Annotated in this window: 17 protein-coding genes; 3 read left to right on the top strand and 14 right to left on the bottom strand. The window is 59.7% G+C overall.

Annotation, left to right across the window (positions count from 1 at the left end; translation table 11 throughout):
* Positions 1 to 16 precede the first annotated feature (16 nt).
* The 5 genes from QZH45_RS24965 to rplM form a co-directional block, all read right to left on the bottom strand.
* The gene (locus QZH45_RS24965; protein ID WP_024781107.1) at positions 17 to 799 is read right to left on the bottom strand and encodes a cytochrome c1; all 783 of its coding nucleotides are present in this window, start codon (positions 797 to 799) and stop codon (positions 17 to 19) included.
* On the bottom strand, positions 799 to 2,010 hold the full coding sequence (locus QZH45_RS24970; RefSeq protein WP_024781108.1) for a cytochrome b: 1,212 nt from the start codon (positions 2,008 to 2,010) through the stop codon (positions 799 to 801). Before QZH45_RS24970 ends, QZH45_RS24965 begins: the two co-directional genes overlap by 1 nt.
* Complete coding sequence (petA, locus tag QZH45_RS24975; protein WP_024781109.1) at positions 2,010 to 2,603, bottom strand: ubiquinol-cytochrome c reductase iron-sulfur subunit; 594 nt, start codon at positions 2,601 to 2,603, stop codon at positions 2,010 to 2,012. Before petA ends, QZH45_RS24970 begins: the two co-directional genes overlap by 1 nt.
* 257 nt (positions 2,604 to 2,860) lie before the next feature.
* The gene (gene rpsI / locus QZH45_RS24980) at positions 2,861 to 3,253 is read right to left on the bottom strand and encodes a 30S ribosomal protein S9 (RefSeq protein ID WP_003228056.1); all 393 of its coding nucleotides are present in this window, start codon (positions 3,251 to 3,253) and stop codon (positions 2,861 to 2,863) included.
* A gap of 14 nt (positions 3,254 to 3,267) precedes the next feature.
* Entirely contained in the window at positions 3,268 to 3,696 is a 429-nt protein-coding gene (rplM, locus tag QZH45_RS24985) for a 50S ribosomal protein L13 (protein ID WP_024781110.1), read from the bottom strand.
* A gap of 245 nt (positions 3,697 to 3,941) precedes the next feature.
* Here rplM and QZH45_RS24990 point away from each other — a divergent pair, with 245 nt between their 5' ends.
* Positions 3,942 to 4,982, top strand: a complete 1,041-nt coding sequence (locus QZH45_RS24990) for an NADP(H)-dependent aldo-keto reductase (RefSeq protein ID WP_024781111.1) — start codon at positions 3,942 to 3,944, stop codon at positions 4,980 to 4,982.
* A 177-nt stretch (positions 4,983 to 5,159) separates the two neighbouring features.
* On the opposite strand, the gene QZH45_RS24995 is transcribed toward QZH45_RS24990, so the two are convergent.
* On the bottom strand, positions 5,160 to 6,296 hold the full coding sequence (locus QZH45_RS24995; RefSeq protein ID WP_024778101.1) for an acyl-CoA dehydrogenase family protein: 1,137 nt from the start codon (positions 6,294 to 6,296) through the stop codon (positions 5,160 to 5,162).
* 244 nt (positions 6,297 to 6,540) lie between these two features.
* Here QZH45_RS24995 and QZH45_RS25000 point away from each other — a divergent pair, with 244 nt between their 5' ends.
* A complete protein-coding gene (locus tag QZH45_RS25000) occupies positions 6,541 to 7,437 on the top strand; it encodes a GlxA family transcriptional regulator (RefSeq protein WP_173668656.1) in 897 nt (298 codons plus the stop codon).
* Between the two features lie 180 nt (positions 7,438 to 7,617).
* Here the strand turns inward: QZH45_RS25000 and zapE are convergent, their stop codons facing one another.
* The 3 genes from zapE to QZH45_RS25015 form a co-directional block, all read right to left on the bottom strand.
* Entirely contained in the window at positions 7,618 to 8,712 is a 1,095-nt protein-coding gene (zapE, locus tag QZH45_RS25005) for a cell division protein ZapE (RefSeq protein WP_024778103.1), read from the bottom strand.
* 89 nt (positions 8,713 to 8,801) lie between these two features.
* Positions 8,802 to 10,157 carry a tryptophan--tRNA ligase gene (locus QZH45_RS25010; protein ID WP_024778104.1) on the bottom strand — a complete coding sequence of 452 codons (1,356 nt, stop codon included), beginning with the start codon at positions 10,155 to 10,157 and terminating at the stop codon, positions 8,802 to 8,804.
* A 24-nt stretch (positions 10,158 to 10,181) separates the two neighbouring features.
* Complete coding sequence (locus tag QZH45_RS25015) at positions 10,182 to 10,811, bottom strand: alpha/beta hydrolase (RefSeq protein ID WP_024778105.1); 630 nt, start codon at positions 10,809 to 10,811, stop codon at positions 10,182 to 10,184.
* Positions 10,812 to 10,959: 148 nt separating this feature from the next.
* Here QZH45_RS25015 and QZH45_RS25020 point away from each other — a divergent pair, with 148 nt between their 5' ends.
* The gene (locus QZH45_RS25020; RefSeq protein WP_024778106.1) at positions 10,960 to 11,394 is read left to right on the top strand and encodes a YhcB family protein; all 435 of its coding nucleotides are present in this window, start codon (positions 10,960 to 10,962) and stop codon (positions 11,392 to 11,394) included.
* 91 nt (positions 11,395 to 11,485) lie between these two features.
* Here QZH45_RS25020 and QZH45_RS25025 read toward each other — a convergent pair whose 3' ends face one another.
* The 5 genes from QZH45_RS25025 to QZH45_RS25045 all read right to left on the bottom strand — a co-directional run bounded on the left by QZH45_RS25025 (position 11,486) and on the right by QZH45_RS25045 (position 20,337).
* Positions 11,486 to 11,986, bottom strand: coding sequence for a methylated-DNA--[protein]-cysteine S-methyltransferase (locus QZH45_RS25025; RefSeq protein WP_024778107.1), 501 nt, complete (start codon positions 11,984 to 11,986; stop codon positions 11,486 to 11,488).
* Between the two features lie 55 nt (positions 11,987 to 12,041).
* On the bottom strand, positions 12,042 to 14,777 hold the full coding sequence (locus QZH45_RS25030; protein ID WP_024778108.1) for a LuxR C-terminal-related transcriptional regulator: 2,736 nt from the start codon (positions 14,775 to 14,777) through the stop codon (positions 12,042 to 12,044).
* Positions 14,778 to 15,072: 295 nt separating this feature from the next.
* Positions 15,073 to 16,437, bottom strand: a complete 1,365-nt coding sequence (locus tag QZH45_RS25035; RefSeq protein ID WP_024778109.1) for a DUF1329 domain-containing protein — start codon at positions 16,435 to 16,437, stop codon at positions 15,073 to 15,075.
* Between the two features lie 24 nt (positions 16,438 to 16,461).
* Entirely contained in the window at positions 16,462 to 18,321 is a 1,860-nt protein-coding gene (locus QZH45_RS25040; RefSeq protein ID WP_024778110.1) for a DUF1302 domain-containing protein, read from the bottom strand.
* A gap of 333 nt (positions 18,322 to 18,654) precedes the next feature.
* Positions 18,655 to 20,337, bottom strand: a complete 1,683-nt coding sequence (locus QZH45_RS25045) for a fatty acid--CoA ligase (RefSeq protein WP_024778111.1) — start codon at positions 20,335 to 20,337, stop codon at positions 18,655 to 18,657.
* Between the last annotated feature and the right edge of the window lie 163 nt (positions 20,338 to 20,500).

The raw sequence follows: 20,500 nt of genomic DNA on the forward strand, positions 1-20,500 counted from the left end.
ACAGCTTACAGCTTTATCAATGCACGTCTTTCCAGTATTCACGCTTGAGCAGGTAAGCGAATACGAAGAAGAACGCCAGGTACAGCAATACATACGTACCGATGCGCTGATGTTGCAGCTTCACCGGGTTGGCCGAGTAGGCCAGGAACGTCACCAGATTCTTGACCTTCTCGTCGAACTGCTCAGGCGTCAAGGCGCCACTGTTCGGCACGATGGTCAGCTGATCGCAGGCTTCATGAGTCAGGGCGGTGCCGGTCAACGGGTCGAATTGCTTCTTGCCGTTCTCGACGATCTGCACCTGTTTGCAGCCTACCACCTGACGCCCCTGCAGGCCGACCAGGACGTTCGGCATGCCGACATTCGGGAAGACCTTGTTGTTCACGCCCCATGGACGCGCAGGATCTTCATAGAACGAACGCAGGTAGCCATAGAGCCAGTCGGTACCGCGCACACGGGCGACCAGGGTCAGGTCCGGCGGCGCAGCGCCGAACCAGGTCTTGGCATCTGCCGGCTGCATGCCGACGGTCATGTGGTCCCCCAGCTTGGCGCCGGTGAACACCAGTTTCTCGAGCATCAGCTCATGGGGGATGCCCAGGTCATCGGCCACGCGCTCGTAACGCTGGAACTTGGCACTGTGGCAACCCATGCAGTAGTTGGCGAACGTACGCGCGCCGTCCTGCATGGCGGCTTTATCGGAAACGTCGATATCGACTTTTTCCAGCTCTGGACCACCGTGTTCGGCCGCGAAGGACAAGACAGGCATGGCAGCAAGAATCAGTACAGCAAATAGCTTTTTCATCAGCCAGTCACCCTTTCCGGAACCGGTTTTGTCTTCTCGAGCCTGGTATAGAACGGCATCAGAATGAAGTAGGCGAAGTACAGGAACGTACAGACCTGCGACAGCAACGTACGCTCCGGTGTTGGTGCCAGCACGCCCAGTACACCCAGGATCATGAACGAGATGCAGAACACCACGAGCCAGATCTTGCTCAGCCAGCCTTTGTAGCGCATCGACTTGACCGGGCTGCGGTCCAGCCACGGCAGGACGAACAGCACGGCGATGGCCGCGCCCATGGCGATAACACCCATCAACTTGTCCGGGATCGCCCGCAGAATCGCGTAGAACGGCGTGAAGTACCAGACCGGGGCAATGTGCTCAGGGGTCTTGAATGCGTTCGCCTGTTCAAAGTTCGGCTTCTCAAGGAAGTAGCCGCCCATCTCCGGGAAGAAGAACACGATCGAGCAGAAGATGAACAGGAACACCACTACGCCGACGATATCTTTCACGGTGTAGTACGGGTGGAAGGCGATGCCATCCAACGGTACGCCGTTTTCGTCCTTGTGCTTCTTGATGTCCACACCATCGGGGTTGTTCGAGCCGACTTCGTGCAGCGCCAGGATGTGCAGCACCACCAGGCCGAGGATCACGATCGGCAGGGCTACCACATGCAAGGCGAAGAAGCGGTTCAGGGTAATGCCCGAGATCAGGTAATCACCACGGATCCACTGGGTCAGGTCGTTACCGATGACCGGAATCGCGCCGAACAGCGAGATGATCACCTGGGCCCCCCAGTAGGACATCTGGCCCCACGGCAGCAGGTAACCCATGAAGGCCTCGGCCATCAGCGCCAGGTAGATCAACATGCCGAAGACCCATACCAGCTCACGGGGCTTCTGGTACGAACCGTAGAGCAGGCCACGGAACATGTGCAGGTAAACCACGATGAAGAACGCCGAAGCGCCAGTTGAGTGCAGCAGACGCAGGATCGAGCCGTACTCGACGTCACGCATGATGTACTCGACGGAAGCGAACGCTTCTTCAGCCGACGGGGTGTAGCTCATGGTCAGCCAGACACCGGTAACGATCTGGTTGACCAGAACGAGCAATGCCAGGGAGCCAAAGAAATAGAAGAAGTTGAAGTTTTTCGGAGCGTAGTACTTGCTGAGATGGTCTTCCCACATCTTGGTCGCGGGGAAGCGCGCATCAACCCAATCCATAAGTTTGCTCATCACGCTTTCTCCGTGTCGACGCCGATGACAATGATCTCATCCGACTCATAGGAATGCGGGGGAACTGGCAGGTTCAGAGGTGCAGGTTGCGATTTGTAGACGCGACCCGCCAGGTCGTAGTGGGAGCCGTGGCAAGGGCAGAAATAGCCCCCTACCCAGTCCTTGCCCAGATCGGCAGGGGCCACTTCGGGACGGAACGTTGGCGAGCAACCCAAGTGCGTGCAGATTCCGATCAGCAGCAGGATTTCCGGCTTGATCGAACGCACTTCAGGATTGACGTATTCCGGTTGGACCGAGTTCTTGGAAAAGGGATCGGACAGCTGGCCCTCGATCTTTTTCAGATTCCCCAGGATTTCCTCTGTACGGCGGACGATGAACACCGGCTGGCCGCGCCACTCAGCAATCATCTGCTGGCCTGGCTCGATCTTGCTGACATTCACTTTCACCGGTGCACCTGCAGCTTTCGCCTTGGCACTGGGAAACCATGACCCCACGAACGGGACCGCAGCCCCCACCGCTCCTGCAGCACCCACCACGGATGTGGCTGCTACCAGGAAGCGACGCCGGCCTGCATTCACGCCGTCATTGCTCATTCAGTCCTCTCCCATCAGCTTTGTGGCCTGTTAGATCAGGCGTCTACTAAGTAAAAATCTGAACTTATAAAAATTTTGCCGAATGGTAATGAAAACCCCCAATTCTGACAAGGTAATTACCAAGCGACCATACCGCCAAGCCTTGTAGTATAGGGGGTCTACGAATGTGGCAAGTTGTCACAGAGCATTTATTTCGCCCATAAAAAAACGCCCAGCTCCGTGAGGAACTGGGCGCCTTTTGAAAGCGGAAGCGAAAATTAACGCTTCGAGTACTGCGGACGCTTACGCGCTTTACGCAGACCGACTTTCTTACGTTCAACTTCGCGAGCGTCGCGAGTAACGAAGCCAGCTTTGCGCAGGGCGCTACGCAGGGTCTCGTCGTAGTCCATCAGAGCGCGAGTGATGCCGTGGCGGATTGCGCCAGCCTGACCACTTACACCACCACCGATAACGGTGACGTAGATGTCGAATTTTTCGACGGTCTCGGTCAGTTCCAGCGGCTGACGAACTACCATGCGGGCAGTTTCGCGGCCGAAGAAGTTATCCAGGGAGCGGTTGTTGATGGAGATGTTACCAGTGCCCGGACGCAGGAAAACGCGTGCGGTTGCAGTCTTGCGACGGCCAGTGCCGTAATTTTGAGTCGCCGACATAATGAACTATTCCGTTAAAACTTCAGTTCTTGGGGCTGCTGAGCAGTATGAGGGTGAGCAGCGCCCGCATAAACCTTCAGCTTACGATACATGTCGCGACCCAGCGGGTTCTTAGGCAGCATGCCTTTAACCGCGGTCTCGATCACGCGCTCAGGGGCTTTGGCGATCAGCTTTTCAAAGTTGATCGACTTGATGCCGCCCGGAAAACCGGAGTGGGAGTAGTACATTTTGTCAGTGGTTTTAGCGCCAGTAACACGTACTTGCTCAGCATTGATCACGACGATGTAGTCACCGGTGTCAACGTGAGGGGTGTACTCAGGCTTGTGCTTGCCACGCAGACGGCTCGCGATTTCGGTGGCCAGACGACCCAGGGTCTGACCAGCAGCGTCGACGACGAACCAGTCGCGCTGTACTGTTTCCGGTTTAGCAGTAAAAGTTTTCATTCTTTATAGCCTCAGGGGCCGCCCTGTAAATTAGACGGCGGATCTTACTGAATAGTGCGTACTTTGACAAGTCAAAGGCAGCCGGATACAGACGCTTTCGGGGGCTCGGGTCGGCGCGTCCGTTCAACGGCAAGATTCTTCGGCGGCGGCGCATCACTTCCACTGCAGAAAGAGGTGCGCAATTATGCAGATTGCGAAAAATATTTCAACCTGCTTTTATGATTGTTTTGCCCAAGGAGTACCCGATGGACTATCGCCAGCTAGGCCGTACCGATCTGAACGTGAGCGCCCTGTGCCTCGGAACCATGACCTGGGGTGAACAGAACAGCGAGGCCGAGGCTTTCGCCCAGATCGAACGCGCCAAGGGTGCCGGCATCAATTTCATCGACACCGCCGAGATGTACCCGGTCCCGCCCAAGGCCGAGACCTATGCCACCACCGAGCGCTACATCGGCAACTATTTCAAAAGCCGTGGAGACCGTGCCGACTGGATCCTGGCGAGCAAGATCGCCGGCCCCGGCAACACCATCGATTACATCCGCGACAAGCATCTCAAGCACAACCGCCGCCACATTGTCGAAGCGCTGGACGCCAGCCTCAAGCGCCTGCAAACAGACTGGATCGATCTTTACCAGTTGCACTGGCCGGAGCGCAGCACCAATTTCTTTGGGCAACTGGGCTACAAACACAAGGCTGATGAGGACTTCACCCCACTGGAGGAAACCCTCGAGGCCCTCGATGAACAGGTCCGTGCCGGCAAGATCCGCCATATAGGCCTGTCCAACGAGACGCCATGGGGCACCATGAAATTCCTCGCCCTGGCCGAAGCCCGTGGCTGGCCGCGAGCGGTGTCGATCCAGAATCCGTACAACCTGCTCAACCGCAGCTTCGAGATCGGCCTGGCGGAAGTCGCCCTTCGCGAGCAGTGCGGGCTGCTGGCCTATTCACCGCTGGCGTTCGGCTTCCTGTCGGGCAAATATGAGGGCGGTGCACGACCGGCCAAGGGCCGCCTGACGCTCTATAGCCGCTTCATGCGCTACTTCAACCCACAATCGGAAGCGGCTTGCAGCCGTTATGTGGCGCTGGCCCGTGAACACGGCCTGGATCCGGCGCAAATGGCCCTGGCGTTCGTCACGCAACAACCGTTCGTGACCAGCAACATCATCGGCGCAACCACCCTTGAACAACTGGACAGCAATATCGTCAGCTTCGACCTGAAGCTGTCGGACGAAGTGCTGGCGGGGATCGAGGCGATTCACAGGGATCAGCCGAATCCTGCTCCTTGATTGACCCATAGACCCAATCGCGAGCAGGCTCGCTCCCACAAGGGTTGCTGATCGTTCCCACGCTCTGCGTGGGAATGCATCCGGTGACGCTCCGCGTCACCAGAGCGGAACGCAGAGCGTCCCTGGCGGCGTTTCCACGCAGAGCGTGGGAACGATCACCCCAAGACCACAACGCAATCAAAGCGACCGCGCAATGATCTCCTTCATGATTTCATTGGTCCCCGCATAGATCCGCTGCACCCGCGCATCCGCCCACGCCCGGGCCACCGGATACTCCCACATGAAGCCGTAGCCGCCATGCAACTGCACGCATTCGTCGAGCACCTTGCATTGCAGGTCCGTGCCCCAGTACTTGGCCATCGCTGCCGTCGGCACGTCGAGCTTGCCCTGCAGGTGCAATTCCAGGCAGCGGTCGACAAAGACCCGGCCGATCTGGATCTCGGTGGCCATTTCCGCCAGTTTGAAGCGGGTGTTCTGGAAGTCCGCTATGGATTTACCGAAAGCCTTGCGATCGCGGGTGTAGTCCAGCGTCCACTGCAGCGCCGCTTCGGCCGAGGCCAGGCCACCGATCGCGACAGTCAGGCGCTCCTGGGGTAATTCCTGCATCAGGTAGGCAAACCCCATTCCGGCCTGACCTAGCAGGTTCTCCTTCGGCACGCGGACATCCTGGAAGAACAGTTCCGACGTGTCCTGAGCCTTCATTCCGACTTTCTCCAGGCGCTTGCCCTTCTCAAAACCAGGCGTGCCCGCTTCCACCAGGAACAGGCTGGTTCCCTTGGCGCCGGCTTTCGGATCGGTCTTGGCGACCACGATCACCAGGTCAGCGAGAAAGCCATTGGTAATGAAGGTCTTCGAACCATTGATGATGTATTCATCGCCGTCCAGTACCGCTGTGGTTTTCACTCCTTGCAGGTCGGAACCTGCCCCGGGTTCGGTCATGGCGATGGCCGTGACCATTTCGCCGGAGACCAGTTTCGGCAGGTATTTATGCTTCAACGCTTCGCTGCCGTAATGCAGGATGTATGGCGCAACGATATCGGAGTGCAGTGAAAAGCCGATACCCGTCAGCCCCAGACGGCCGATCTCCTCTATCACCACCGTACTGTAGAGAAAGTCCGCGTCGAGCCCGCCATAAGCTTGCGGCAGATGCGAACACAACATCCCCGCCTCCCCGGCCTTGTTCCAGAGTCGACGATCGACATGCCCCTGCTTCTCCCATTGGCTGTGGTACGGCACGGCCTCTTTTTCCAGGAACGTTCGCACGCTGTCGCGAAACAGTTCGTGCTCGGGACTGAACAGGGTTCTCGGGATCATGGCGCACCTTCGGTTACTGTTGGATGGGGTTATCCGACAGAGCCTAAGCCTGGGATGTGCCATAGGACACTGGACACATCCGACAAAAAATAAGACGATCCAGCCGTCTGGTGACCACTTTCCCCTATAAAAACAAGATGAAATTATGTCTATGCAACCCTCCACGCCCTTGCGGCGCGTCAGTATCCTCGCAGTCGACCGGGTTTTCGCTTTCACCCTCATGCAGGCCAAGGACTTCTTCCACCTGGCCAGCCTGCGCTACGGCAAACAACTGGGCCAGGGCCTGACACCGGCGTTTGAGATCCGCCTGGTCAGCCCTGATGGCAAACCGGTAAACAGCTTCAGCGAAGTGATCATGCCGGTGGATGGTGGCCTGGAAAACACCGATGTGATTATCCTGCCGGCGTTCTGGGATGACTTCCCCACCCTTTGCCAACGCTATCCCCAGGTCCTGCCCTGGCTGCGGGAACAGCACGCTCGCGGCGCCGTACTGTGCGGCGAGGCCACTGGCGTGTTCTGGCTTGCCGAGGCCGGGCTGCTCGATGGCAAGGAAGCCACGACCTACTGGCGCTTCTTCAACGCCTTCAGGGAGCGTTTTCCCCAAGTACACCTGAACCAGGACAAGCACCTGACCGACGCCGACAACCTGTTCTGCGCAGGCGGCACGACTTCGGTGTGCGACCTATACATCTACCTCATCGAACGCTTCTGCGGCGCCAACGTGGCCCAAGCCGTGGCGCGGGACATCCTGTATGAAGTGCAGCGCAATTATTCACCGGGCAGGATCGGTTTCGGCGGTCAGAAGCTCCACCAGGACGTGATCATCCTGCAGATCCAGCACTGGCTCGAAGAGCACTTCGCCGACAAGTTCCGTTTCGAGGACGTCGCCCGGGAACACGGCATGAGCATTCGCAATTTCATGCGCCGCTTCCAGACCGCTACAGGTGACAAACCGCTGCATTACCTGCAGCGGCTGCGCATCGAAACCGCCAAGGGTCTACTCTCCGGCAGCCGCAAGAGCATCAAGACCATCAGCTACGAAGTCGGCTACGACGACGCGAGCTTCTTCGCACGGCTGTTCCGCCAACACACAGACCTGTCGCCGAACCAGTACCGGCAGCAATTCCAGCAGGCGGCGTAAGGCTTCGGACCCCACGCCCCCCTGTGGGAGCGAGCCTGCTCGCGATGACGGCGGCACATTCAGAATCGTAGCAAGCTGACCCACCGCCATCGCGAGCAGGCTCGCTCCCACAGGGTTATGCGGTGGATCAGCCATAAAAAAGGCCTGCAATCGCAGGCCCTTTGTGTTTTCCGAATCAGCCTAAGGCTTGTGCGCCCGCGACAGGAACTCGTGGGACTGCATTTCCAGCAGGCGACTCAGGGTCCGCTGGAATTCGAACGTCAGGCGCCCCCCAGTGTAGAGGTCCTTGAGTTCGACTTCGGCCGAGATGATCAGCTTCACGTTACGGTCGTAGAACTCGTCGACCATGTTGATGAAGCGACGGGCGATGTCGTCGGTGGTAACGCTCATCTGTTCGACGCCGCTGAGCAGTACGGCGTGGAAGATCTTGCCCAGTTCGATGTAGTCGTTCTGGCTGCGTGGGCCATCGCACAGTTCACGGAAATCGAACCAGGCCACATCGTCACAGGTGCGGACTGCGCGGATCTCGCGATTCTCGATCATCAGCACATCGTTCTCGACCGCCTGGGTGCATTCCGGCGTCAAGGCGCGGAAGCTCTTGCGCAGGCTTTCTTCGGCAGCGGCATCCAGTGGGTAATGGAACAGCTCCGCCTGTTCGAGATGGCGCAAGCGATAGTCGACGCCGCTGTCGACGTTGACGATTTCGGTGTGTTCCTTGATCAACGCAATGGCCGGCAGGAAGCGCGCCCGTTGCAGACCGTCCTTGTACAAGCCGTCCGGCACGATGTTCGACGTGGCGACCAGGGTCACGCCGTTCCTGAACAGCTCTTCCATCAGGGTGCCGAGGATCATGGCATCGGTGATGTCGGACACGAAGAACTCATCGAAGCAGATCACCCGCGTTTCATTGGCGAAACGTTTGGCGATGATGGTCAATGGGTTCTTCTCGCCACCCAAGGTCTTCATCTCTTCATGCACACGCTTCATGAAGCGGTGGAAGTGCGTACGGGTCTTTTCCTTGAAAGGCAGTGCCTCGAAGAAAGTGTCCACCAGGTAGGTCTTGCCACGCCCCACACCGCCCCAGAAGTACAGGCCCCTGACCGGCGCCAGTTCCTTCTTGCCGAACAGTTTTCCCAACAAGCCCGGCTTGTTGCTCGACGCGGCGATCAGGTCGTCGTACAGGCGCTGCAAGTGCCGCACGGCCGTTTCCTGGGCTGCGTCGTGGAAGAACTCCGGGCGTTTCAGATCAGCTTGATATCGTTCTAGGGGCGTCATATTCGTTAGCAAGGCAACAAAAACGGGCCGTCACTGTAGCGACGGCCCGTAAGAATGGCAATCGGCCCTTATCGGGTCGTGCCGTTGATTTATTCCTGGGCGGGTTTCAGCGCAGCGTGCAGCGCTTCAATAGCAGCGTCTCTTGCCGCACTGTCAGCGAATACCGGGCTTTCGCCGATATACTCACCGAGCATCCAGACGCGAAAGCTGAGCTCTTCACTGTGTACTTCGTACACTTCGCCAAGTTGCAGGACTTTGGTCACTCGACCAGCCGTTTTGCCATCTTCAAAACGACTCGACAACAGCAGCTCTTCTCCATCCGCCGACAACAGGCGGAAGCGGAAACTGCCGTCGTCTTCCCGGAAGCTGACAAAGCGCGCCGCCTTGGCCGCTTTCTTCTTCGTGCCGGCCGCCACCTGAACCTGACTGACGAATGAACGCAGGCCAACGGCTTCACGCAGTTCGGCAAGGAACGGCGTCGCCACGGCCCGGGCTTTTTTCGCGCCCAACTGCAGGATGTCTTCAAGATCCGCCGGCCGCTCGATCAACTGGTGATAACGCTCGCGGGACTCACCCAACTCGCTATCGAGCAACTGGAACAGACGATTCTTCGCTTCTCCCCAGCCCAGGCCCTGCAACAGCTCGCTGCGGAACTCGGCTGACTGGGCCGGGGTGGCGAAGGCCTGGAACAGCGTAAACAGGTGCGAATTGTCCGGGTCCTTCGCCTCACCCGGTGCTCGGGAGTCGGTGACGATCCGCGAAATCGCGTCCTTCATGTCCTTGGCGCTGCTGAACAACGGAATGGTGTTGTCGTAGCTCTTGGACATCTTGCGACCATCGAGCCCCGGCAGCGTAGCGACGCTTTCTTCGATCAGCGCTTCGGGCATGGTGAAAAATTCCTTGCCCTGGCCAAACAAGTGGTTGAAGCGCTGGCCGATGTCCCGAGCCATTTCCACATGCTGGATCTGGTCGCGACCGACCGGCACCTTGTGGGCGTTGAACATCAGGATGTCAGCGGCCATCAGCACCGGATAGCTGTACAGGCCCATGGTAATGCCGGCGTCCGGGTCTTCGCCGGCCTCGACGTTCTTGTCCACCGAGGCCTTGTAGGCATGGGCGCGATTGAGCAGGCCCTTGGCGGCGACACAGGTCAACAGCCAGGTCAGTTCCGGGATCTCGGGGATATCGGACTGGCGATAAAAGGTCACGCGATCCACGTCCAGGCCACCGGCCAGCCAGGTCGCGGCGATTTCCAGCCGCGAGCGCTGGATGCGTAGCGGGTCATCGCACTTGATCAGGGCGTGGTAGTCGGCCAGGAAGTAGAACGAATCGGCATTGCTGTCGCGGCTGGCGAGAATCGCCGGGCGGATGGCGCCGGCATAGTTGCCCAGGTGCGGGGTGCCAGTGGTGGTGATGCCGGTCAGGATACGGGTACGAGTCGTCATGAATTATCGCTTGTCAGACTGCTGTCAATTCGAAAGGCGCGGCAGGAGCAGATCCTTGAGATCGGTCAGCTTGCCATGAAAAAAGTGTCCGCATTCTGCCACTTTCAGCAGCTCATGGGGGCGTTGGAGCGCATCGGACCAATCGTAGACCAGTTGGGGATCGACGACTTCATCATTTTCCGGCTGGATCACCGTCAACGCGCCGCTCTTCGCCAAAGGCGACTGCTCGTCCAGGCGCATCACCGCCGGGGCCACCATGAACAGGTGCTTGAGCGATTGCCCCTGGGCTTCGAGCCGCCCACCCAGACTGGCAGCAACGAAGCCGCCGAAGGAAAAACCGAAGAGGCTCAAGGGCAGTTGCGGGTGTTTTTCCCACAGCCATGCGGCGGCGGCCTCGGCGTCGTCCACTTCACCGGTCCCCATGTCATGGCTACCGGCACTGGCGCCGACGCCGCGATAATTGAAACGCAATGTGACCAGACCGGCATCCCGGGCCGTGCGTTGCAGGGTCGAGACCACTTTATTGAGCATGGTCCCGCCCTGCACCGGATTCGGATGGCAGATCAGCGCCAGGCCACGGGGCGCCTCGCTGTCCAGGTACAAGGCTTCCAGTTGGCCCACCGGGCCTTCGATGACTACAGGGGTTTCGCGCATAAGCAAGGGAAAGAACTCCGTGACCCCGGATAGGGTCGACTCGTCTAGCTAAAAGTCTGTGCCTGGCATGATTGCGATGTTCTTCGCGGTATACAGCGCAGGTCCGAGCCGTTAACGTAAAGCAAAGCCGTTTATAGAGGAAGGACTCGTGGAACACTCGCTCTTAGTTTGGTTGTTGCCGACTCTTGCCCTGGTTGCCGGTGTCGCCATTGGATTCCTGCTTGCCCGACTGCTGCCCAACGCAGTGCCCAACAGCACGCAACGTCAGCTGGACGACATTCAGGAACGTTTCGACAGTTATCAGAATGAGGTGGTGACCCACTTCAACGCCACCGCTTCTCTGGTGAAGAAACTCACCCAGAGCTACCAGGATGTTCAGGATCATTTGTCCGAGGGTGCCAACCGCCTGGCCCTGGACGAACAGACTCGCCAGCGCCTGCTGGCCGCCCTGCACGCCGACTCGGCGCAGGCTCCACGGGAACGCCTGACTCCACCAAGGGATCAGGAACCACCTCGGGACTACGCGCCCAAGGCACCGAATTCGCCCGGCATGCTCGATGAGCATTACGGTTTGAAGAAGTAAGCTGCACGTAATATCAAAAGCCCGCCCGATCCTGTGATCGGGCGGGCTTTTTCATGGACGCAGGTTTTCCGGTGAGGGCTGTCCGTTGAGGTCAGAACGCCAATTGAAGGCTCTGCTGACCTTCGAGGCTGAGCAGCCATTGCTTGGCAGCCAGCCCACCGGCGAAACCGGTGAGGCTGCCGGAGGTGCCGATGACACGATGGCAGGGAGCGATGATCGAGATGGGATTCCGGCCGTTGGCTGCCCCTACCGCCCGAACAGCGGTCGGCTGACCGATCTGGATGGCGATGTCGCGGTAGCTGCGGGTCTCACCGAAGGGAATGGTCAGCAGTGCCTGCCAGACCCGCTTCTGGAAATCAGTGCCGACAAAGTCCAGCTCCAGCTCGAAACGGCGCCGCTGGCCGGCGAAGTATTCCATCAGTTGACGCTCGGTTTCCTTGAGCACCGGGTGATGGATGTCTTCCTCCAAGGGGCCCAGGCGCACGCGGTTCAGCCGCTCGTTTTCCCACAGGATAGCGGCCAGTCTTGCGCCTCGGGCGACGAGGATCAGTTGGCCGACCGGCGATGGGATGGTTTTGTACCGGGGTAACATCGAGTCATTCCTTTACTGGCTGGCTTCTGTGGCAGGTTGCTTTGCGCAGCTGGACTCAGCCCAACAACCCCAGCTCCTTGGCCCTCGCCACGGCCTGGGTGCGACGCTCCACGCCGAGCTTGCTATTGATATGACTGGCGTGGGTCTTGACGGTATGCAGCGAAATGAACAACTGCTCGCTGATTTCCTGGTTGGAACAGCCCTGGGCAATCAGTTGCAGCACCGCCCGTTCCCGACTGCTGAGGCTTTCGACAGGTGCCGGGGAGTCGGCAGGTTGCGTTGATGTCGGCAGGCGTTCGAGCAGACTCTGGCACAAGGTGCTGGAGGGAGCCTGCAGCAGTTGCTCACGCAGCCATTCACGATGCTCGTCGCCCAGCAGCCATTCGAAAGGTTGCAATACACCACCGGCGGCGGCTTCGAAAGCCTGGGCGAGGGTGCTGCGGGCCTCCGGCTCACGACCGACGCTCAGCAACAAGGCGGCTTTCTGGTTGAGGGCCATCACGCAGAGCATCTGCCGGCCGGTTTGCTGGCCATGTTCAAGCAAGGCGTTGAGCCGCCCTTCCGCCAGCATCGGCTGGCCCCGGATGGACTCCAACAACGCCTGTTGCAGCTCGACGTGCAGCGGCAACTGCGGGTGGAACTCTGGCGGTGCGGCAGCCTGTCCGCCGGTGTAGGTCCGCCCCAGCCGTGCCAACCAGGCTTCGGCCAGCTCGGTGCGGCCCTGAGCCAGCCAGAGCTCGCATTTGACCAGGGTGATCATCGCCAGGTAATAAATCGGCGGAACATCCCAGATGTGCATCAGGCGTTCGGCTTCGGCCAGTTCGGCAAAGGCCCGGGCGAACTCGCCACTATTGCCTTCGATACGGGCGATCACGCAATGACCCAGCAGCACGCTGATGTCGCGGCAAGCCCGAGCTTCGGTAAGGCCGGCCTGCAACCGCGCCAATCCGGCCTGGGGCTGCATGCGCAAGGTCAGCAGAAACCCTTCGTACAGGATCAACCGCGCCCGTACCGCATAAAGCCGTTGGGGCGAGAGTTTGTGTAAACGTTGCAGGCCCTGGCGCACTTCATCCAGCGCCCGCAGGACCTCTCCCCGCGCCTGCAGGACCCGGGCGCGATCATAGTGGGCCAAGGCTTCGAACAAGGGATTGCCGACCCGCTGTGCCAGCTCCAGGGAGTCTCGGTTCAAACAACGGGCGCGCCACAGGTCACCGTCGGCAATCGCCAGGTTCGCCAATGTGGACAGGCACATCAGTCGTTGGCCGTAGCGTTTTCTCGGCAGGCTCTCCAGGGCTTCGGTGCAATAACGCACCGTGGCTTCACGATCCCCCCGGCCGCGGGCGACGATCCCACTCAGGGCCAACCATTGGGCAAGCATGGACTTTTGCGCGGTGGCCGACGGTGCCGGCAGGAAGCGGCTCAGGTGGGCGGCCAGCTCTTCGGCGGCGTCCAATTGACAGGCCAGCCCCAGCGCCCAGCTGTAAAGCACGATCAGCCTCGGGGTACTGATGAGCAGGCTGTCGGGCAAATCCATCTTCCAGCGCAGCAACATGCCGACGTTCTGCTCGGCCAGCAGCTGCTCCTCGGAGAGGGTCTGCACCAGGTTCGCCGCCACATCCAGATGCCCGGCCCGCAAAGCCTGCTCCACGGCTTCGTCGATCATGCCCTGGGCGTTGAACCAGCGACAGGCACGCAAATGCAGGGTTGCGGCCGGCACCATGGCCGGTGCGCTGGGGCGGCTGCGCAGCAGATCAGAGAACAGATGGTGATAGCGATACCAGTGACCGTGTTCGTCCAGGGGCACCAGGAATACCTGATGGGCTGCCAGGTATTGCAGGATCTCGGCGCTATCATGGGCTTCGCGCACCGCATCGCACAGCTCGCTGCAAAAGCGATCCTGTGGCGCGGTGTCGTAGAGGAACGCCTGTACCTCGGCGGGCAGGCAGTCGATGACTTCTTCGAGCAGATAATCGCGGATCAGCCCTTCCCCACCGTGCAGCGCCTGGGGCAGCCGTCCCTCGGAACCGGCTTCGGAGGCGGCCAGCAACCAGAAACGCAGCCCGGCGACCCAGCCTTCGCTGCGCAGGATGAGGTTTTCCAAGGCTTCACCGCGCAGCGAGCTACTGTGATGCTCGAGCAAGGTCAGGGCTTCGCCATGGGTCAGGCGCAGGTCCTGTTCATTCAGTTCGAGCAATTGCCGCGACAGGCGCAGGCGCGCCAGATGCCAGTTCGGGCGCTGGCGACTGGTGACCAGTACCAGCAAACCGTCAGGCAGGTGATTGAGGAAAAACTGCAAGCAACGATCCAGCACGGCGCCTTGGGCCAGGTGATAATCGTCAAGCACCAACAGCAAGGGGTTGCGGAGCGTCAGGTGACTGGTCAACTCATCCAGCAGGCCGTCGAGCCATTCTTCGAACGCAAAGGGCTGGTGGCGCTGACGCATTTTCAGCAGCCCTGCTGCCCGGCCACCCAGCTGCGGAAAAAGCGCCTGGAGCCCTTCGAGCAGCCGCTCCAGAAAGCGTCCCGGGTCATTGTCCCTGACGTTGAGCCCCAACCAGAGGTTTTGCCAATGCACCGGCAGGCTCTGGCAGAACTCCACTGCCAGGGAGCTTTTGCCGAACCCCGCCGGCGCACTGACCAACAGCAATCTGCCGCCGAGCCCCGCACTTAAACGCTCGCACAACCGCGGCCGCACGACGTGCCCGTCGGGCAACGGCGGTCGGTAGAAGCGCCCGTCCTGTACCGCGATGGCTGCGCGGGCAGAATCCGGAAGTGAAGACAGATCGGTCATGGCCGGCTCTTGTTTAAATGCAGGTGGCGGCGTTGCAGATGTCCGCAGACTAGCCGTAAACGAAGAGGTATTGAAGGGAGTGCTACAAATGGCTACAAAAAGACTACAAATCGACATCTCCTGACGACACATCCCGTGGGAGCAAGGCTTGCCCGCGATGAAGGCGCCTCGGTTCCAGGGCAAACCGCGTTAACTCCATCGCGGGCAAGCCTTGCTGCCACATTCAGGCCAAAAAACAAACGCCCCGAACCAGTCGGGGCGTTTATCCGAGGATGCGGCCTCGGGGTAAAGCGGTTTAGCGGATACCCTCCTGGCGCAGCGCATTCGGCGTGAAGTCCGCGGTGGTGGCAGTGAAGCCGAAATCGTAGGCCGATTTCTCTTCGTTCTTCATGCCCAGGGCCAGGTAGCGCCCGGATTGCAGGTCGTAGAGGGTTTCCAGGGCGTACCACGGCACTTGCTTGTCGTAGTAGTTCTCGGCATGGGCCTCGGCAACACGCCACAGTTGGCCACGACCGTCGTAATGGTCGATCACCGCCGCCTGCCAGGTGTCTTCGTCGATGAAGAAATCGCGCTTGGCATAGATGTGGCGTTGGCCTTCCTTCAGGGTCGCGGTGACATGCCAGACACGACGCAACTCATAGCGCGCCAGGTCCTGGTTGATGTGGCCAGCCTTCAGGATGTCGGCATACTTGAGTTGTGGCGAGTCGATCTTGTAGCTGTTGGCGGCTATGTACAGCTCTTTCTTGCCTTCCAGCTTCCAGTCATAGCGATCCGGCGCACCGTTGTACATGTCCAGGTTGTCGGAGGTTCGCAGGCCGTCGGCGGCGGTACCCGGCCCGTCATAGGAGACCTGTGGCGCCCGACGCACCCGACGCTGGCCGGCGTTGTAGACCCAGGCCGAACGCGGCTCCTTCACTTGGTCGAGGGTTTCGTGCACCAGCAGCACGCCACCGGCCAGGCGTGCCGGCGCGGTCACTTGCTGCTTGAAGTAGAACAGGATATTGCCGGGATTGGCCGGATCGAAATCCTTCATCTTGTCGCGGAACACGAACTGGTCGCGAAAGTACACCAGGCTGTAGGAGCCGTTGGGTTGCGGTGTGGCCTGGGTCACCAGGCGCGTCACGCTGCCGCCACGATAGCGGGTGATGTGGTTCCAGATCACCTCGACGCCGCTCTGGGGAATCGGGAACGGCACGGCCGTCTCGAAGTTTTCCAGGCCGTTGCCTCCGGATACGAGCTTGGTGTTGACCGCGTTCTTCTTGATGGAGGCGAACACCTCATCCGGCACGGTGGCGCCACGATGGGTCGGGTAGACCGGCATCTTGAAGGTTTCCGGGTAGCGCTTGAACATCGCGTACTGGCCCGGCGCTAGCTTGTCCTTGTACTGCTCGACGTTCTGCGCGGTGATGATGAACAGCGGTTTTTCGCTGGCATACGGATCGGCGAGGAACCCCTTGCTGTCCACGCTACCGGCGTTCTTCGCCATGGGTTTCCAGGCAGAAATAGAACCGTCGGCATTACCGGCCATCTCGGCGCCCATTGGCGTCAGGCTCTTGCCCAGTTTGTCGGCCTCGCCCGCAGGCACCGCGGCCATGACGCTGGCGGCCAGCAGGGACAGTCCCAGTGCGCCGGCCTGCAACAGACTCTTTGTTATTTTCATAGTGTGTCGTCCTGAATACGATGCTTAGAAGGTCACGCCGACGCTGAGCGCCAGGAAGTCGCGATCGTCCACGGTGCTGAAGTCGCCACCAAAGAAGTTGGTGTAGGCCAGGCTCGCGTTGTAGGTGTTCTGGTACTCGGCATCCAGCCCGAGGCTGACGGCCTTGCGACCTTCCTCGAAGTTGCCGCCAGGACCTGGCGAATAGCCTTTGACGTCATGGGACCAGGCCACGTTGGGCTTGAGGTTCACGCCGGCGAAGACGTCCGGGTATTCCCAAATGGCGCGCGCACGGTAGCCCCAGGAGGTGGCGGTGGTGAAGCCGTCGTTGTTGCAGTTGCTGTTGACGTTGCCGGCAGTCTGGCCGCCGCCTGCGGCGGTCGAGGCGTTGAGTGCTTCGCAGGTACCGTTTGGCAATTGACCCGGGCCGAACACGGGATCTCGACCGTAGCGGGCTTCAGATTTGCTTTCCAGACCGCCGACATGCGTCACACCAATTTCACCCACCAGGGTCAGACGACTGGCGCCCATGACCTGATCGAGGAAATGGGTAAAGGTAGTCTGGAATTGAGTGATCTCCTTGCGACGATAGCCATGCAGATCCTGGCCTGGCACCCCCGTGAGCACCGAGGCGTCAGCCAACGGCCCCCCGATCGGACGGACGCCAGCGAAAAGAATGTCAGTGGTGCTCAATTGTACCGGTGCATTCGGGCGATAGCTCAGTTCGCCGCTCCACGCCGTACCGGTAGGCAGGGTCGTGGAGAAACTCAGACCGTACAGGCGAATATCTTCCGGGTATTCAACGAAGTAATTGGAATTCCCTGCAACGATCAGAGGACGTAGCCCCGCTAATGGTCCCAGCGGGGTCGTATAGAACTGTGAAGGCGCTCCCGTGGCACTGAAAATAGGTGCGCGGCTGTGGTAGTTCATGAAGTAGGCACCGAACTCAGTATCCAGTGGTTCGAACATATACTTCATGGACGCGCCCCACTGGCCGCTGTCACGAGCGTCCCGATCAGGACCACGGCGCACCAGAACGCCTTCCTCGTTGACATCCACGCCGAATGCATCCAGCGTCGGAAGGGCTGCTCCGGGAATAGTGGAACGCTTGTTCAACACCCGCAGATTATCCGTACACCCATCGGCAATCACATCCGGCTGGGAAAAGAACGTCCCGCAGTTATCGACAACCGTCTGGTCCCACTCCAACTGATAGAACGCTTCAGCCGACAGGTTATCGGTGAGGCTCTGGGACACATAGAACATGTTGACCGGAATCAAGCCCTCCTTGATCTCGGCACCGGGACGACGGAACGCGGACACGTCGACCGGGTTGATGGAGTTGATGCCACCCTGGATAAAGGTACTTTCACCCCAACTGACGACCTGCTTGCCCAAGCGAACGGAGCCCGGTTGATCGGCAATGGCATAGTTGTGATAAACGAAAGCATCGAGTATCTGCCCGCCGGAGGACTTGGCGCCTTCCTTGCGGTTGCTGTCGCTGATGTCCTTGAACTGACGGTTCTCGTCCTTGAGTTCGAAGTCGTACCAATACTTACCCCGCACAAACACGCCGGTATCGCCGTACTTCAGCTCCAGGTCATGAATACCCTTGAAGATCTTCGAGAAGGTTTCCCCGCGCTTGAAGTTCAAGTGACCGTCATCGGAGGTCTGGGACAGGCCCCTGCCACCGTTGTTGACGCCGATCAGGTCCTTGTTGGCATTGGCCGTGGACCAGCTCGCCCCCACCGACAGGGACGAATCGAACTGGCCCTCGATTTCACCGATGTTGAAACTGACGCCGAACGCAGGCCCGGCGAGCGAAGAGGCGAGACTGACCGCCAGAGGCAATTTTGCCCGGCGCCAGAACGTGTTTGCAGAGGTCATTCGACGCTACTCCATGTTCTTTATTGTTATGGCAGGGGGGTATTTCCAAGGAACGTCTTCGGTGGCCAGCGGCAGGGTTGCGGCACTCATTCAAAGTCGCATCGCCCGTTCGTGCAGGTGCCCTATCCTTGAAAATCCTTGAGCGGACTATAGCCAGCAGGTAGTACGGCTTGATCCCTCTAAAGTGTGATTTGCAGCCCCCGACCAATCTGGAACAGTCCTTTGCCAGACCGACATCTGTCGGCACGGCAAGGATGGCTGAAATTCGCTGTTTGACAAGGCAAGCGCTTGCTTGGTGGGGCTGCCGCGCCCTTTCGGACGCGGCAGATCACCTCAAAGCGTGGACAGGAAGGTGCTGTTGTTGCTCTGCCATTCGGCAATGTCGACGCGGATGCGTTTCTTGTCGAGCTTGCCGACGCTGGTCTTGGGAATTTCCGTAACAAGGGCGATCTGGCTCGGAATCGCCCACTTGCTCAGATGTCCCTGTTCGACGAAAGGCTTGAGGTGCTCCTTGAGCTCGCGAGCCCCGACCTGATGCCCTTCGTGAATCACCAGCAAGGCAAACGGGCGCTCGCCCCACTGGGGATCGGGAATGCCCACCACTGCTACTTCGCGTACCGCCACGTGACGGCTGATGAGGTCTTCCAGGTCCAGGGACGAGACCCATTCGCCCCCCGTCTTGATCACGTCCTTGATACGGTCGCGGATGTCGATGAAGCCCATGCTGTCCAGCGTGGCGACGTCACCGGTATGCAGCCAGCCGCCGGCCCAGAGTTCGGCACCCTTCTGCGGTTCGTTGAAGTAGCCTTCGGTGAGCCAAGGCGCGCGTAGCACCAATTCGCCCTGGGTCTCGCCATCGGCCGGCAGGAACCGGCCTTCTGCGTCGACGATGGCGGCGTCCACCAAGGGGCCCGGTACACCGGCCTTGATCCGGTAGCTGACACGTTCGTCCTCGCTGCCGGCCATCAATTCCTCGTTGAGGTGGGCGCAGGATACCAACGGACCGGTTTCCGACATGCCATAGGCGGCAGTGAGCTGAATCCCCCTGGCCTTGGCGGCTTCGTACAGGCTGCGATTCAGGGCGCTACCGCCGATGACGATCTTCCAGCCGCCGAAATCGGTGCCCTGGGCACCCTTGGCATTGAGCACCATCTGCAGGATGGTCGGCACGCAATGGGAAAAGCTGACCTTCTCCTTTCGCCACAACTGAACCAGGAGCTCGGGATCGTAGCGGCCGGGGTAGACCTGCTTGAGGCCGAGCATGGTCGCCACGTACGGCAGGCCCCAGGCATGCACATGGAACATCGGCGTGATCGGCATGTACACATCATTGGTGCCCAGCAATCGCACACTGTCGATGGCCCCCATGATGGTCGCCTCGCCCAGGGAGTGCAGCACCAGTTGCCGGTGGGTGAAGTAAACGCCCTTGGGATTGCCCGTGGTGCCGGTGGTGTAGAAGGTCGTGGCGACGGAGTTTTCGTCGAAGTCCTGGAAGTCGTAGACGGGGCTGGCGGCCGCCAGCAACTGCTCGTATTCGCCCACCAGGTTGGGCAGGTCGGCAGTTTTTTCCGGCAGGTCGGTCAGCAGCAGGGTCTTCTCCACCGTGGTCAGGTGTCCGGCTATGGCCTGGTACAACCCGACGAACTCGCTATTGACCAGCACGAAGCGGTCCTCGGCGTGGTTCATGGTGTAGACAATCTGTTCCGGTGAGAGCCGCACGTTGATAGTGTGGATCACTGCACCAATCATCGGGATCGCGAACATACATTCCAGATAGCGATGGCTGTCCCAGTCCATCACCGCCACGGTATCGCCCGCCTTGACCCCGGCCTCGGTCAGCACGTTGGCCAACCGTGCCACCCGTTCGATCAGCGTCGGATAGCTGTAGCGCAACTGGTCACGGTAGACGATCTCGCGGGTTTTCTCGTAACGCACACCGGACATCAGCAGCCGCTTGATCAGCAGTGGATATTGATAAGCGCCTTCGGCGGGAGGAATAACGCGAGTCTGCAACATAAGAATCCTTTTCTGACTGCATGGTCGTGACTGGAAGTAAGCACTCTAGAGGCCTTATACACGGTTCAAATCAGCCAAAGGAATGATTTATTCAGCGCACCAATAATAGCCTTGAGCCACTCCGGGTGGATTTACAGCCATGACATGCCAAGCCTTGCCAGGA

Origin of the sequence: Pseudomonas corrugata (genome assembly GCF_050920615.1) — a bacterium.
Classification (GTDB): Bacteria; Pseudomonadota; Gammaproteobacteria; order Pseudomonadales; family Pseudomonadaceae; genus Aquipseudomonas; species Aquipseudomonas corrugata.

Bases quoted from the DNA above. Each gene is read 5' to 3' on its own strand.
- QZH45_RS24995 (WP_024778101.1), bottom strand. From the start codon at position 6,296: ATGATCCCGAGAACCCTGTTCAGTCCCGAGCACGAACTGTTTCGCGAC.
- QZH45_RS24970 (WP_024781108.1), bottom strand. From the start codon at position 2,010: ATGAGCAAACTTATGGATTGGGTTGATGCGCGCTTCCCCGCGACCAAG.
- QZH45_RS25025 (WP_024778107.1), bottom strand. From the start codon at position 11,986: ATGTTACCCCGGTACAAAACCATCCCATCGCCGGTCGGCCAACTGATC.
- zapE (WP_024778103.1), bottom strand. From the start codon at position 8,712: ATGACGCCCCTAGAACGATATCAAGCTGATCTGAAACGCCCGGAGTTC.
- QZH45_RS25040 (WP_024778110.1), bottom strand. From the start codon at position 18,321: ATGACCTCTGCAAACACGTTCTGGCGCCGGGCAAAATTGCCTCTGGCG.
- QZH45_RS25035 (WP_024778109.1), bottom strand. From the start codon at position 16,437: ATGAAAATAACAAAGAGTCTGTTGCAGGCCGGCGCACTGGGACTGTCC.
- QZH45_RS24990 (WP_024781111.1), top strand. From the start codon at position 3,942: ATGGACTATCGCCAGCTAGGCCGTACCGATCTGAACGTGAGCGCCCTG.
- QZH45_RS25030 (WP_024778108.1), bottom strand. From the start codon at position 14,777: ATGACCGATCTGTCTTCACTTCCGGATTCTGCCCGCGCAGCCATCGCG.
- QZH45_RS25015 (WP_024778105.1), bottom strand. From the start codon at position 10,811: ATGCGCGAAACCCCTGTAGTCATCGAAGGCCCGGTGGGCCAACTGGAA.
- QZH45_RS24965 (WP_024781107.1), bottom strand. From the start codon at position 799: ATGAAAAAGCTATTTGCTGTACTGATTCTTGCTGCCATGCCTGTCTTG.
- rpsI (WP_003228056.1), bottom strand. From the start codon at position 3,253: ATGTCGGCGACTCAAAATTACGGCACTGGCCGTCGCAAGACTGCAACC.
- QZH45_RS25045 (WP_024778111.1), bottom strand. From the start codon at position 20,337: ATGTTGCAGACTCGCGTTATTCCTCCCGCCGAAGGCGCTTATCAATAT.
- rplM (WP_024781110.1), bottom strand. From the start codon at position 3,696: ATGAAAACTTTTACTGCTAAACCGGAAACAGTACAGCGCGACTGGTTC.
- QZH45_RS25010 (WP_024778104.1), bottom strand. From the start codon at position 10,157: ATGACGACTCGTACCCGTATCCTGACCGGCATCACCACCACTGGCACC.
- petA (WP_024781109.1), bottom strand. From the start codon at position 2,603: ATGAGCAATGACGGCGTGAATGCAGGCCGGCGTCGCTTCCTGGTAGCA.